The sequence below is a fragment of the Palleronia sediminis genome, from assembly GCF_004358695.1.
Lineage (GTDB): Bacteria > Pseudomonadota > Alphaproteobacteria > Rhodobacterales > Rhodobacteraceae > Palleronia > Palleronia sediminis.
In genome coordinates this window covers 12,052-25,773 of the sequence record NZ_SNAA01000008.1, presented here as the reverse complement: position 1 = coordinate 25,773, position 13,722 = coordinate 12,052, and the positions used below count along the sequence as shown (strand labels likewise).

The 13,722-nt window shown below is 60.2% G+C and carries 10 protein-coding genes; 3 read left to right on the top strand and 7 right to left on the bottom strand.

Annotated features, from left to right (window positions below; all coding sequences use genetic code 11):
- Window positions 1–124: 124 nt before the first annotated feature.
- The 3 genes from E2L08_RS08450 to E2L08_RS08440 form a co-directional block, all read right to left on the bottom strand.
- Entirely contained in the window at window positions 125–2,809 is a 2,685-nt protein-coding gene (locus E2L08_RS08450) for a UvrD-helicase domain-containing protein (protein ID WP_133396753.1), read from the bottom strand.
- Window positions 2,810–3,351: 542 nt separating this feature from the next.
- Window positions 3,352–6,693 carry a DEAD/DEAH box helicase gene (locus tag E2L08_RS08445; protein ID WP_133396637.1) on the bottom strand — a complete coding sequence of 1,114 codons (3,342 nt, stop codon included), beginning with the start codon at window positions 6,691–6,693 and terminating at the stop codon, window positions 3,352–3,354.
- Window positions 6,686–7,483 (bottom strand): hypothetical protein, encoded by a 798-nt coding sequence (locus tag E2L08_RS08440; protein WP_240758170.1) that lies wholly within the window; start codon window positions 7,481–7,483, stop codon window positions 6,686–6,688. The genes E2L08_RS08445 and E2L08_RS08440 overlap by 8 nt, the downstream gene beginning before the upstream one ends.
- A 54-nt stretch (window positions 7,484–7,537) precedes the next feature.
- On the opposite strand from E2L08_RS08440, the gene E2L08_RS08435 reads away from it, so the two are divergent.
- Window positions 7,538–8,425, top strand: a complete 888-nt coding sequence (locus E2L08_RS08435; protein WP_240758169.1) for a poly-gamma-glutamate hydrolase family protein — start codon at window positions 7,538–7,540, stop codon at window positions 8,423–8,425.
- Window positions 8,426–8,484: 59 nt separating this feature from the next.
- Window positions 8,485–8,736, top strand: coding sequence for a hypothetical protein (locus tag E2L08_RS08430; RefSeq protein WP_133396636.1), 252 nt, complete (start codon window positions 8,485–8,487; stop codon window positions 8,734–8,736).
- A 236-nt stretch (window positions 8,737–8,972) separates the two neighbouring features.
- Here the strand turns inward: E2L08_RS08430 and E2L08_RS08425 are convergent, their stop codons facing one another.
- Window positions 8,973–10,517 (bottom strand): hypothetical protein, encoded by a 1,545-nt coding sequence (locus E2L08_RS08425; protein ID WP_133396635.1) that lies wholly within the window; start codon window positions 10,515–10,517, stop codon window positions 8,973–8,975.
- Complete coding sequence (locus E2L08_RS08420; RefSeq protein ID WP_133396634.1) at window positions 10,514–11,989, bottom strand: hypothetical protein; 1,476 nt, start codon at window positions 11,987–11,989, stop codon at window positions 10,514–10,516. The genes E2L08_RS08425 and E2L08_RS08420 overlap by 4 nt, the downstream gene beginning before the upstream one ends.
- Before the next feature lie 28 nt (window positions 11,990–12,017).
- On the opposite strand from E2L08_RS08420, the gene E2L08_RS08415 reads away from it, so the two are divergent.
- The gene (locus E2L08_RS08415; RefSeq protein ID WP_133396633.1) at window positions 12,018–12,455 is read left to right on the top strand and encodes a hypothetical protein; all 438 of its coding nucleotides are present in this window, start codon (window positions 12,018–12,020) and stop codon (window positions 12,453–12,455) included.
- A 103-nt stretch (window positions 12,456–12,558) separates the two neighbouring features.
- Here E2L08_RS08415 and E2L08_RS08410 read toward each other — a convergent pair whose 3' ends face one another.
- Both E2L08_RS08410 and E2L08_RS08405 read right to left on the bottom strand, forming a co-directional pair.
- A complete protein-coding gene (locus E2L08_RS08410; protein ID WP_133396632.1) occupies window positions 12,559–13,143 on the bottom strand; it encodes a hypothetical protein in 585 nt (194 codons plus the stop codon).
- A 168-nt stretch (window positions 13,144–13,311) separates the two neighbouring features.
- Window positions 13,312–13,695: a hypothetical protein gene (locus E2L08_RS08405; protein ID WP_133396631.1), complete on the bottom strand. Its 384-nt coding sequence runs from the start codon at window positions 13,693–13,695 to the stop codon at window positions 13,312–13,314.
- Window positions 13,696–13,722 lie beyond the last annotated feature (27 nt).

Below are 13,722 nucleotides of genomic sequence, written 5' to 3'. Positions count from 1 at the left end.
CCTGCGTATGAACCCGGCTCCGAGTCTGCTCATCGACGTCAGTATCTATAAAGGTCATCAGTCGGCTGCCTGCGGACCTCCGTCGGACGTCTTGCCGATGGCTGGGTCGTGCTCTCTCAGCATGTTATGCGCTTTTTTGCAGCTTGGCTTTGCCATCACATTCTGGGAAGCGGACACAGCCAAGAAACGCGCCATAGCGGCCGCGCCGTTCGATGAGCCACCCCGCGTCACAGCTGGGGCAGGCCGGCTGGCTCTGGCCGCAATCTCCGCAAACCAATTCTCCACGGGTCTGACAACGGACCGGAAGGCCGACCCCACAGGCCGGACACGCGGGCATGCGACCGCCGCACAGCTTCACGTGTTCGCAGCGATACCAGTCGCGACCGTCCTTGCCGGCCATGTGGAGCAGGCGCCCACCGCACCCGGGGCATGTGTGCGTGTGCTTCTGGGCCTCCAAGGGCACAACAACGCCGAATTCGGGCTCTTTTATCAGCTCATCGACGAAGACGGAGGGGCGCGCTTCGGAGGCAAGGATGGTTACGGTCCGCCGGGCCCGGGTCACGGCGACATACATGACGCGCCGTTCTTCTGCATTCGGATATGGCTCAGCCTCAGGCGAGACCAGGCTGAGCAGAGGGTCGTCGACGATCATCGAAGGAAAGCCCATCTTGGCGTTGTCGGCACCGAGGATGATGACGTGATCAGCCTCGAGGCCCTTTGATGCGTGGATGGTCTTGAAGGTGATCGTCGCCCCGGGGTTCTGACGCTGGAGCCGCGCCACATCGGGCCGCAGGAAACGATAACGCCCGAGGATGAGGATGGACGGCTTCCCACCACCCTTTCCTCCTGTGGCGGCGAGAGTAGATACCGCGTCGGTTAAGGTCGTCTCCCCGGTGTCGCGCCGAGTCCAGGCGATCCTGATCGACGGCTCGTCCGTCTCGCCTGCCGGGATCACCGTCTTGGTGATCTGAGCGGGGTTACGGAGAACGAAGCGACGGGCCGCCAAGGCGATCTTGTCGACGGATCGGAAGGTCCGGCCAAGATCGACGGTGCGATGGACGCCGGTGGCGCCCGCATAGGTGCCGCCAAACTCCGCGCCGAAGTTGCGCATGATGTGGATGTCCGATCCGGCGAAGCGGTAGATCGACTGCCAGTCGTCGCCGACGGCAAACACCTTGGCATCGGCATGCTGGCGCTTGAGTGCCTGGATCAGCTTTGCCCGCCCGGTTGAGATGTCCTGAAACTCGTCGACAAGGATATGTCGGAACGGGCTCTGGTAGCGCCCGCTTTCGACGAGGGAGGTAGCCCGGTTCACCATGTCCTCGAAGTCGATCCGATCGCCCAGACGGGACTGATATTCCCGGAACACGGCTCCGAAGATCGTTAGGAAGGCCTCCGCCCGCTTGCCCATTTTCAACGTCTTCGCCTTGTCAGAGCAGTCCTCGACCCGGTAGCCGCCATTCTTGAAGTGACGCAGAAAGGTGCCCATCAGCGAAGTGAAGCTATCGACCACCCCGACCTCGGCCACACGGTCGTAGATCGCGATATCCGGGATCGGCCGTAGAGTGACGTGGGGTTCGAGCTTTTTGGCAAGCGCGTCGAGTAGCTGACCTTCTTCACGCTCCCAGCTGTAGGTTTCCACCAGCACCGTCTCGTGCTCGGCATGAACCTGGCGTTTCCAATCCATGCCTTCCAGGTATTCATCGCGATCGACGTAAGGCGCCGTGGTCAGCTCCTCCTTGCCGTCCCTGCCGCGTTTCTTGCGCACGCCGAAATGCTCGATGTAGACGCCGCTCTCGATCAGCCGGAAATCGGGTGTGTAGACGCGGCGACCGGTCTTCTCGAGCTTGTGCTCATAGGTCGGCTCGTATTCGTAGGCGATACCGTTCCGGAACAGCCAATTGGCGATCAAAAGCTCTTCGAAGCTGTTCACCGTCTCGCCTTGCAGCGTCCGTAAGTTGCGGCTTTCGATCTGCGCATACCATTCGTGTTTGCTCTTGAAGTCCCACTCCGTCGGGAAGTCGTCGAAGAAACCGGCGAACCAGCCGATCACGGTCTGTGCGACATCGCTGGCAGTAGCCACGAGGTGGCGCAGGATATCTTTCATCAAGGACAAGAACGCCTTGTCGTCCGTCGCGGTCGGCGCCAAGGGGGGCTTCTCCCCTTCCACTTCGCCGATGATCTCGTAGGCCAAAGCGTGGAAGGTGCGCGCCGCCACGGGGACCCCGCACCGCGCCTCGATGCGCTCGGACATCTCGGTTGCAGCATCTTTGGCGAAGGCCAGGAGCAGGAGCTCGCTTGGCTTCCGTATCTCCGCCTTCACCAGGTATGCGGCCTTGGCCGTGATCACGCTTGTCTTGCCCGACCCCGCGCCGGCCAGAACCAGCGTCGCGTCTTCGTCGACGACCACCGACAAACGCTGTTCCGGCGTCAGTGGCATGGACTCGACCGTGTCGAAGAAATCCTTCCAACGAAGCAGCTGAGCTTCCACGAACGTCTCGATAGCCGCCGCCCGGACGGGGTTCGGATCGGCAGCGAAGGCCACGATCGGGGCGATCCGGGACATCACTTCTTCGCCAACGGCTTCCGCGTTCAACTTAGAAAGCACACGGTTGTTCAGATCGGCAGCGTCGCGCGTCAGCGGCGCTACGTGGCATGCGGCAGGATAAACATCCGGCGCCTTGAGCACATCGAGAGCATGCAGGATGCGCCGGACCGCGGCGTCCTCCTTCTCCAGCTCCGCCCGATTGAAACTCGTCCAGGCGGTCGTCACCGCCTCTGCGAAGGTTGTGGCCGCATATGGCTCCACCGCTGGCAAGGTCAGGTTTCGGTCGTGCCCAAGATCGAGCGACAGCGACGAAGAGAGCAGACCTTTCCTCACTGAGGGGCGCGTCGCGATAGCGTCAAAACCTATCCAGGGCGAACCCGCCCCGCGTGCCGCAATGCCCCTGTCTTGCAGAGTCAAGGACCTTGGATGTCGACTGAGAGGGTCGACCAGGAACCTCAGGAAAGATTTTGAGGCGAGGTTCATTTGCACCGTATTGTCAGTATTATCCGAGGGGTATCAGATATCGGACAGCGGGGAACCTTGTGGGACGCGTTTGAAGCCCAGATAAGCGCCAGCTTGTTGTATACGTGCCAGGAATTAGGGGCGACGGGTCGATCGACGAGGATGGGCGGAATCCAAGCATTCGCTCCAAGCGCGAGACCGTGGACCTTAGGTGATCAAAGCCAACCTCTGCAAGGCATTCCACACAATGCACCTTCTCAAGAGTCTTTCTCTGAACATGTTCCCACAGATAGCCCGGAATACCCTGCCACTTACAAAACTGACGCGGCACCTCCTGACGATTAGGTGCCGTCAAAAGAACCCGTATCGATACTTGAGAAAGCCTCTACCGCCTCTTTGAGATTCTTTCCCGCACGAACCCTTTCCTTGAGATTTTCGAGCGTCTCAACGCTTTCTGCTTCAGCCACATGCGGGCGAACCTCCTCGAACGCCCGATGGGTTGCTCTTCGAGGCAACGCGCCACCCAACATCGAAAACGCTGCCATTTCTGCGTCTCGAAGGCCTCGTCGCACGCAGACATGAGCAAGGAGGAGGGAGGCGGCCCCCTCCACCGTATTCGGCTCAGATCCCCCACGCGTGAATATCTGCATTATCCGAGAAGGCAAACCCATCACATGTGCCAATTCTGGGATCATGCGGATAACAAACTTGCGTGCGTCAGGTGAGAACTGCGAAGAAGCCCCCTTAGGCGATATTGTTGGTTGCATCTCTTTCAGCGGCGTGCCGCCCATCCATAGTCGCAGAGTCGCTTCAAGCTTGGCAACTGCATGCTGCGCTTTCGCGTCGTCCGATGCCAGATCTCTGTAGGCCTTCCCAAACAGATCCTCAAAGGTCGAAGGCTTTATCATTCGGAAAAGATGGGCCGGATTGGCTTCCATCCATGAGAACATCCACCCGCAGATCCCGGCCACTGTGCTTCCCATGTCATCTGGAGCTTCGGCAAGCGCGTCGGACAAAGCTTTAAGCAGGTCCTCTGGGAGGCCCACCATGGACGCGAGGTCGCGGTATCGCTGATCCAGCACAATTTCATTTTCATCGGCACCGGACATGACAGAAAGGGCGGCCTCAGTACGGCTCGCAACCCAATGTTCGTCGCCGGCTTTTCGCTTCCGGAATGCCGTAAGGCTTCGAGACAGATCAATCCGAGGCGAGCCATGTTCTTCGCCGCCCGAAGGCGCTTCCATCAAACGGCTGACGACATACCGTTCAAGGTCTCCGGCTTCCTGCGCTCTGTCATGGACGCGATCCATGACGGCTTCGAAGGGGTCCTCGAGAACCAAGCACTGATCAGACTGACTGAAAATCTGGCGTAGCTCGGTCCATTGACTGCCAATCGTCCCGTCCACATCCGAGAGAGGAACGACCTTGCCTGGAACAACCAGCACTATACCTGACGCGCTCTGACCCGCCCGTCCTGCCCGCCCGGCGGCGTTCAGCAATGCGGCCGCGTCGAGAAGATCGCGTCGCTGTGTTTCACGATCGAAGCGGCTGTCTTCGGCGATGATCACCAGATCGGCCGGTAGATTCATTCCCTGCGCTAAGGTCGGGGTTGCTGCGAGAACCCGCAGGGCGCCTTCTCTTGCATAAAGCCTCTCGGCCAAATCTCGTTCGTAGGGCAGCAAGAGGCCGTGATGCGCCGTGGCAGCGCTTTGCAGTTCGCCGTTCTCAACGTTGAGATAGACGTCGCTCGCGTCGCCCATTTCGTCAGCAGCCGTCTCATACAGGTTCTTTTCGACTTCCGTGAGGTCGGTCGGTGGTGCGTGGATGATCGCCGACGCTTTCTTGGCGATCGACCATGCGTTCGGGATTGACTGGGAGAAGACGAGGGTCCGGAGCCCCGCCTTTGAGGCCGATGCAGCGATGTGCGATGCAAGCTCGCCCGAGTTAGGGGTAAGTCTCCAGTAGTCGTTCGCCGTTAGCAGGACCTCATGATCCAAAAGCGAGAGCAGGGTATAGTCCTCGCGTTTCGTTGAGGCCCATGTCTGTTTCAGACTGAACAGGCCTAATGGTGACGCGTACAGTTCCCTCTTGAGCCTCGCGGGCGGAAATTTAGTAGTCTTTTTCTGCCACGCCTTCCCGATCTTCTGGTTCAGACGTTCGATCTCGCCTGCATCATAGACGACGCACCCCCGTAATTGCCGGGTTGGCTTCCAAACGTCCTCGAGGGGGATTGATCGGCGTCCATTCGGTTCCCCCCCCGTTAGCTCGCCAAGCCAGCCAGCGATCTCTCCCGTGTTCTTCATCATCGCCGATAGGAGGACGAGGTCCGCTTCCGGGGCGACTCGGCTGAAGCGGATCAGGCATAGCATAGCGTCGATGGCCCGCCGATCCCCGTCAGTCTTCGGATGGATGAGATGGCATTCATCGAAGATCAACAGTCCGACGTCTGCGAAGCTCTCAGGCTCAATATGACTCGCGTAGAGGCATGCCTCCGGGGTCATCACGAGTATGTCGGGCAGCTCTTCGGGCAGCGCACCTTCCTCGAACTCCTCTGCGCGCTGGCCCTTAACACTGGTGTTCGGGAAGGCGGCCCGGAGGTCCCGGGCCGTTTGATCGACCAGCGCATGGGTCGGCGCGAGGAATACCACCTTCCGGTCTCGCAAGAGAGTTGCGTGCATCTTCAGCTGCGCGGTAGTCGATTTACCCGCCCCCGTCGGAAACCCGACGGCACAGGATGTTCCCGGTTCGAGATAGCCCGCCGCAATGGCGGCAAGATGGTTTGGCCAGAGGTAAGGCCTCTTTTTCGCGATTCGTGCCATCGAATGATACCAGCGACCTGCGGGCACACCGTCCGGCGGGTTGATGTTGATGACAGCCGCCTCGAGTAGCGCCGAACTTGCCGCTTCGAGAAGTCTTGCGAGGTGAAACGGGCCTGGAAACGAGGCGACCGGCATCGGAGGCAGGCCTTCGACCGCGATCGCATCGTCTGGTTTCGCTGACTTCGCGACGCCACGAAAGAGCGCGTTAGGCCGGTCCCGATCCGCGTCCGGAATGCCCCCCAGAACGGCTGCCAAGGCTCGGACGCCCTCCAGAAGTCGATGGTAAAGCGCTCTCGCGGCTCGCGTGCCATCGACGCCTTCGCCAGAGATTATCTCGGCGAGTGGAATTCTCTCTTGGTTGAGGATCGTCCCCATCATTCCACGTGCCAGCCAGCCAAGGTTCAGCACAAGTTCATGCTGAAGCCGGTCGTCCTCTGGCGAGCGAAGCGCCCGCGCGACCTCGGTGGCGTCGGCGGACGAGCCGGCGATCAAGAAGAGGAGCATTGCTGATACGTCGGCGGTGATAGCGTCCGCTGTGAATGCGGTCGTCCGATTAGCTGAGACGAGAAGAGCTTCGGCTTGGTGAACGAGTTGATGCGCAGACGCTGCCACGAAGCTTGCAGCGCGGCGGTTTTCGCGTTCAGGGCTCGTCGTGACCAACACCTCATTGGTCGCGGCAAGCTTCCGCGCGAATGCGATGGTCTCTCTGATATCCCCAGCAGGCGTCTCGGCCCCACGCAAGGCGATGCGTGCGGACACGATTTCGGCGAAGGCTCGCGACAGATGATCTGGCAAGCGGTCTCGATCGAGGCCTGGTAGGTCTGGGGCGGATCGGATCAGAGCGGCCGTGCTCTCGTCATACATTGATGGCGGCCTCCTCGGCATTGATGATGGCAGTAGCCTTCACCGCGATACTCTCGAACCAGGGCCGAAGGTCCTGGACCTGGAAGGTCTCCGCCCGGCGCCGGCCGATCTCGCCGGAGACCGCCGTCTCGTAGCCCTTGTAGAGAGCCTTGAGGCCTTTCTCTGAAGCGTGCGTGTCGTCGATCGTCACGGCAACCCTGTAGGCCCGCTTCTCGGTCCACAAGATAGCGGCTACCACAGCATCGGGATTTGGATACCCCCCATCCGCGAGCAACGTTGAGACACCGTCATTGAGTTCGGCATCGCGTCTGCCTGTCTCAAAGTCCCGAAACTCGGGCCAGACCCGATCCCGGACCATGGTTCGCGCGTTGCCCGTTGCCTTCTCCTCAGAGATCACGACACGCGCGATCTCCGTGTCGTCGAACTCCACCATGAGGCCATCGAGGCCCTTGTCAGCATGCCGCATATGCGGCGACCGGATCACGCCTGGCCTGCCTGATCGGTGCGCGGCAATCCACGAGATGACTTGGAACATCCACCCATCACGATGGGCCGGATCTCCAGTGGGGCCAACCTCGAGGAGTTTGCGCGCGCCTTCATGACCGCCCATCGGGTAGCCGACGTCTATCAGACCATCTTCATTTAGAATTCGCTCGGCAACTCGGGCTTGGCCGATGGCCACGCGCGCAATCAGCCCGGCCAACACATCCTCGTCTTCGACCGTCCAAGTCGCCCCGGCCCATAGCTCGCCCTCTCGGACAGGTGTCAGCGCAATGGCCATGATGATCATTCGTTCCGCTTGCTATCGCAGTATACCTGAGAGGATAGCAGGAGGAACAATGGGGTGAGCAATGTGATCGGTGGTCATGCAGAGGAAAATCGGCCCCGAGCAACAGAATTGCAACCGCTTGAAGCGAGCCTCGGAGAGCAGCATTCGGCCGGGCTCATCTGGGACACATCACTGGTTGACGGACGCTTTCACATGTCCAAAAGATGGACAATGGCCGACCGCTACACCTCCTTCACGGATCTTGCCGCCAACGAGCGGCTCGACATCGACTATCAGATTCGAGTGTTAGAGCGTGGCTCGGACACAGTGATTCTGGCACCCCATGGCGGATGGATTGAACCCGATACTTCTAAGATTGCCGAGGCAATCGCCGGGTCCGTCTTTTCGTTCTACGCTTTCGAGTCGCTGAGAAATGCGCCGCATGGCCACTTTCACATAACTTCCCATCGATTTGACGAACCCAATGCCGTAACAATCCTCGGCAGATCTTGGACGGCAATTGCAGTCCACGGAAGACGGGACGAGGGAACTGACGCGGTTTGGCTGGGTGGTCGCGCCATCGATCTTCGTGACGCGGTTGGAAACTCGCTGCGCAGCGCAGGCTTTGAAACGGAGCTCAACAAAAGGCTTCCCGGCACGGAAGCGACAAACATCTGTAACCGGACGCGCTCCGGTGAGGGTGTGCAGCTCGAGCTTTCAAGGCGGCTACGTCGTCAATTAGTGTGCGATGCCAACCTTCTCCGATCCTTCGCTAACGCTGTTCAAGATTCCGTTCCGCCACCGCCCGTAAATCGAACGCCGCCAACACGCCAGGTTCTACGAACGTCTCCTTCGGCGGGCCGCAAAGCAGCATTGCAGCACGGCTATGACCGGCTGGTCTGGGCCAATAGGAGCCCTGGCAGCGGACGCCGATCGCAACATGATGCGGAAAAAGAGTCCTAAAAATGGTTTCCGTCTTCAGCAAAAGACCCGATCTCCTGACCATAAGCATGGAGACCGTTATGAACTACGAGCAAACGATGACACTGAAGGAAGTCGAATACGACCTGATCGAATGGGCAGGCAGTGGTGAGGAAGGCGAAGACCCCCCGGCATGCCTTGCCCAATGGGATCTGGACGAAGAGCAGCTTGAGATCATCAAGGAGGCTTGTGCTGTCCCCCACGCGGCCACGTGCGTTGCCAATGCGATGTGGTGCATCACTGACGGGGAAGGGCTCTCGTCGATTGCAGAGGTGCTGCGGACTTACTGCTGACAACGTAGAGTCCGGAAGCGCGATACTTGTTCGTCGACTTAATATCGGCTCGTTCCTTGTCCTGCCTGGTTACCCTTTGCGCGTAAACGTAAGACTGCAATGCGGGCTGCGACCGCAGCATCAATGCTGGCTTCTGGATGACTCCTTTGGGCCGTAAGCGGCACCGCACCTCAGCCAGCAAGGCACCGTTATTCTTGAGCGATCGCCTCCGAGATCTTTTCAAATTTTGTAGTAAGTTATCGTGGTTTGGTCTCGCTGTATTTCTCGAGGCCAACCATAAGATCGCGATGTTTCTCGGATTGCATCTCCGACAGTCGCCGGCTTCGTCGGTTCCGAATACAGTTCGCGCGAATTTCCGCAACCTCTTCGGCGATATAGTGTGATTTCACGATATCCGTGCTGGCATGATGTGCTGCGGGCTTGGCAAGTTCGATCCCTTCGATGCCGTGATGGGCGATGGCGTCCGAGTAGAGCATGACGCGAAGCGTGGTGAAGCTGTTGCCCGTGAGAGCCTGAAAGACTCGCGGGATGTATGTTGCCGCAGCCGGGTGGCCGTTCGGCAGCAAAAAAAGTTGGCGTCTGTCTCGGATCAACCTTTCCCTCAGGGTTGGGAGCATGGCCGGAGACGCGTCCCCAAGGACGATCGCGTCGACGAAACGACCTGCCTCCGGGTGGAGGGGGAAATCGAACAGCTCTGGCCGCCGCGCTTGGGTCTTTTGGATTTCCGTCCGGATCACCCATTCGTCGTGCTTCCAGAACAGGCTCTCACCGAACGCAAGCTGGGCTGATGCGTTGCGAAGCGGCGCATTCCCAAAGATAGCAAGGATGGCCGCTCCGTTGCGCATCTGGTGCCGCTTCTTGGGGCGAACCTCGGCTTCGACGGCTGCAAGGAGTGCCTCGGCCATATCGAGGATCCGATCCGTCGAATTCCCGGTGCGCGCCAGCGCGAAGAACTTGAGGGCGCGCTGAGCAGACTCCCGGACCTCATAGTCCCGTCGGTAATCGGCGAGATGCTGGATGATCTCGGGTTGTGCTCCCTCGTACCTGGTGAATAGGAGGAGCGCATCGGCCGTCGCGCGCATTGTCGCCCATCGCAGTCCATGCGGTCGCTCGAGGAGGCGAGTTTTCAGGTCGGCAAGGTATGCGTCTATTCCTGTCAGGCTAAGCTCTGCATCGAGATTGTGCTGCGCCACGGACCACGCATATTGACAGAGCTTCTCGCGCATTCTCAAAACCATGCTGCGGGCGGGCACCTGCATGCCCGGCTCTTGGCCGGGAAGCCCGTCTGCTGCGCGGCGCAACTCGCTTTGATAGTCCAGAGGGAGGCCCCACGGCGCGATGGAGACAGCACGTTTTCTCGGCGGCCGACGTGTCGGCGGGGCTATCGGATCCCAATCCTGTGTTTCGTAGACCGGCCGGAGCACGCAGGATTTGTTCCTTTGCAGGTCGAATGACGCAGGGCGCGCGGCTTTGGAGTCTGGGTTTCTTGGAGACTTGGGAGGCGCGAAACGACGCGCTTCCCGGATGGCCCCAAGGAATGATGGCTGGCAAACGGCAAACACTTCCTGGAGATGATCGATCCGCAGCGTCCGCTCAGGCTGCGGGCAATCCCCGAGCCAGTTTCGGACATCGCCTGCCGTTGGTGACGCGAGGCCGTGTGCTACGATGAACTCGAAGAACCCGTTTGTCGTCTCGATCGACGGGATGGACAGGGCCGCGAAGCCGGGACGTTGCGCAAGGTTTTTCCAAACCGGTTTTTCGAGGATTCGGTGGATGTTCATGCCGACATCTCCGCAGCAGGTGGCGAGGCGTGCATCCTCTGGGCACGACGCTCGTATCTTTTCTGCCGCAGGGACCTCGACTGGCGCTCCCGGTCGATGAACGCGTAGTGCTGCCGAAGGGTTTTCTCGGTGTCTCCAGTCAGTGTCTCGAGCTCCGGGTAGCAGGTCGGATCATGAAAGATCTCGATCGTGCAGAGACCGTGCCGGAAATTGTGCGGCAGGAGCGGGAGCGCGATCTTTGTCGAACATTCGGTCAGCCAGCCGTCGAATGTCGAGATCACCAGGGGCCGGGGTTCGGCTTCGAGCGCGGGGAACACGTGATCGGTGAGATCCGCTCCGCCGAGCAGGGGGCGGATGCGGTTCAAATAGAACGACAGGATACGGTAGCCTTCAGCCCCGAGCCCATTCTTTTCGAAGACGAAGCGGGGCAGATGCTGGTTGCGCCGGGTCATCGCGTCGCCATTCTTCAGGAGCTCATTGGGAATGTGAATTTCGAGGCGCGGCCGTATCTTGTCGTCACGGTGGTCGAAGAAGGTCTGCGGGTGACCAGAAAACCTCAGGTCGGAGATGACGTTGGATTTGCGGAACGGCGCGCCCTCGAGTTCGATCGCCGCAAACGCAGCGCAGACCCCGAACATTCTCGCCTGCCGCAACAGATCCGCGGCAAGGCGTGCCCTGTCCGGGCAGAAAGGCTGCGTGTGCGATGACCGGCTGAAGGCAAGAAGGTCGACGCCTTCAAGATCGGCCAGTTCCAATGCCGCCAGCGCCCTTTCAGCATATAGGAAATGCTGCGTCTCGAAGATCTCCATGGCATTGGGGTCGTTCAGTAGATCGCGGCACCAGGTCTCGACCTTCGGCGACATCATCTTGCTTGCCGCTTGCCCTTCAACGAGGACCGGCAGAGTCTTGATGAGCTGTTCAACTTTTGCGGCCTCTTCGACAAGGCCCTGAATGGTCAGGGCTCGCTTGAGGTTCAGCGAATAGGAGAACAGGGTGCGCGGCGCGAGTCCTCCCGAGGTTCCGGACTTCTTGCAGAGCCGGATCAGCGTCTTCTCGATCAGTTCAGGCCGGAACAAGGCCGTCAGGCCGTTGACGCCGTCGAGATCGCACTCGGCCTGGACGGCACGCATATAGGTGCGCAAGGACGCCATGTAGACGGCTTTGCAGCTCTCCGAGTATTCCTTGGCTGTGGCGCAGCGAGCCTCCTCGGTGAGCATCTCATCATGATAGATGACCGTGGCGTCCCGCACCCATGTCCTGGCTTCCTCGTCGAGAAATGCCGGGAGTTGCGTGTCGAGGCGAAGAACGCCGGCGAGAGTGCCGATGTCGTCCTTCGGCAGGAGCGACAGACATGTCGGGAATTGCCGAAGGTAATCCAGGCACCCGGCCGCTTGCTTGATACGCGTCCATTCGTCGGTGCTCAGGCAATCCTCGCGGAGAGAGATGATGCTCTGACGTGTGACGTCGCACATGTCCCATCCCCTGGCCCGGGCGAGGTCGATGAGCCGCGGCAGGTTGCGGGCCTGGCTTTCCTTGGAGCAAGCCTGCACTGACGAGGTCGGGAACGACGGCCTGCAATCGCGCGAAACCGTCCTGCCGCTCTCGGCGCGCGCACCGTGCGCGAAGCTCGCCCGTGAAGGACTCAACCATCCGCCGCCCGTCCGATTGGTATTGCTTGTAGGTGCGGGGGGTGATGCCCCAGTCCAGGATCCTGGCGTTCAGGTCGGCATTCCCTTTCCGATATTTTGGCGCAACCTGGAGGTAGACCTCCACCGTCCCCTCGAGCGTTTCGAGATGTCGATCCTGGTATCCGCGCTTGCGGAACAGCCGTTCGAAATGTGTCGCGTATTGCCGCTCCGTCCCACCCTCCAGAACCTGGCCGAAGCGAAGGATATCGAGCATGGTTGGAGCGTTGCCGGTCAATTTCATGTCCTCTGAGTGTTGTCGTTATCGGGAAGATTGGCCGTTATCGGGATCGCGGTAATAAAAACCCGGAAGTTTACCTACCCCGCAAATACCCGGGGGGATGTTATTTTCGGCGTTATCGGGGCGCGGTCGCGGCGTCGGAAAAAAGAGCTGAAAACACGTCTTCGGACGGCTCCTCCCCAGCGCCTTCGGCTGGAAAAGGAGGGTGTGTCGTCGACGACGGGGAATGCGTGTCGGCACTGCCCCAGTTGAGGGGATGTGGAGCAATGCGGGTGAAAGACGGGAGTGGGGAGCCGCATGTCCTGTGGCGGATCATGGCAGGTATCCATCGGCGCAACCGGCGGGCCTGCGTCCCATTCCGGTCGCCGAGTTGAACGCCGCGGTCGTAATTCCAACGTCGGGCCCGGAGATGGTCGCGGATCGTCGACTGCGGCACGCCTGTCGCGATAGACAGCCAGTTGATGTCTGCAAGAGGCTCGCGCAGCGCCGCCTGGGCGGCCTCGTTATCCGGCGCGAGGCCGAAGAGCTGCCGCCAGACGATGCATTCCGGGTAGATGCCGTGCAGGTTTTCGATACCGAAACGCCGCGCGATAAGCGCGACGTTGTTCTTGCCGACACCGAGGTAGCGCCGCAGTTCTTCTGTCGTGAGGCCCGCGGCGGAGGCCGGGACGATTGGTGCGTGGAAAAGCTCGAAGCGCATGGGACCCATCTCCTTTTCGAGGAGATGGGTCCCTCCGGGTCAGCCCGGAAAACCGAAAGATGGCACGGTCCTGATACTCGGGTCCGGCAGCATTCTGATCATGTTGGTTAGCCGGCCATGCAGAGTATGCTGGGAGCCGGCCTCACCAGACCACCGGTTTCTTGCCAGTCAGTCCGCGATCGCTCGGGACAGGGTTGCGCAGATGTCCTGCAGCCTCGCACCCGACCAGCGCAGCCACGCGTCGATATCCGATGGAGCCCGCTCGAAAGACGCGCGCGGGGAAATCGTTTGCACGACGTCCAGCAGGCGCAGGAGTGACGTCTGCGCGCACGTGAGAAGATGATGAATGTCAGCCGCTGTCGCATGTGCCCCGAGATGCAGTGCGTGAAGCGCCTGGATATCAGCTCCGGCGGTCTCACGCCCGGTAAGTTGCAGTAGGGTCTCGAGAGACCCCAACTCCGTATCGAGATATGCGCCGAGACGCGCCAGCGCCGCATGCAGAAGGGTCTCGCCCGTCTGGACCGGGACCTTTGTGAAGATAATCGAGTTCATGGATGCTTTCCATTTTTGGGCACCGGG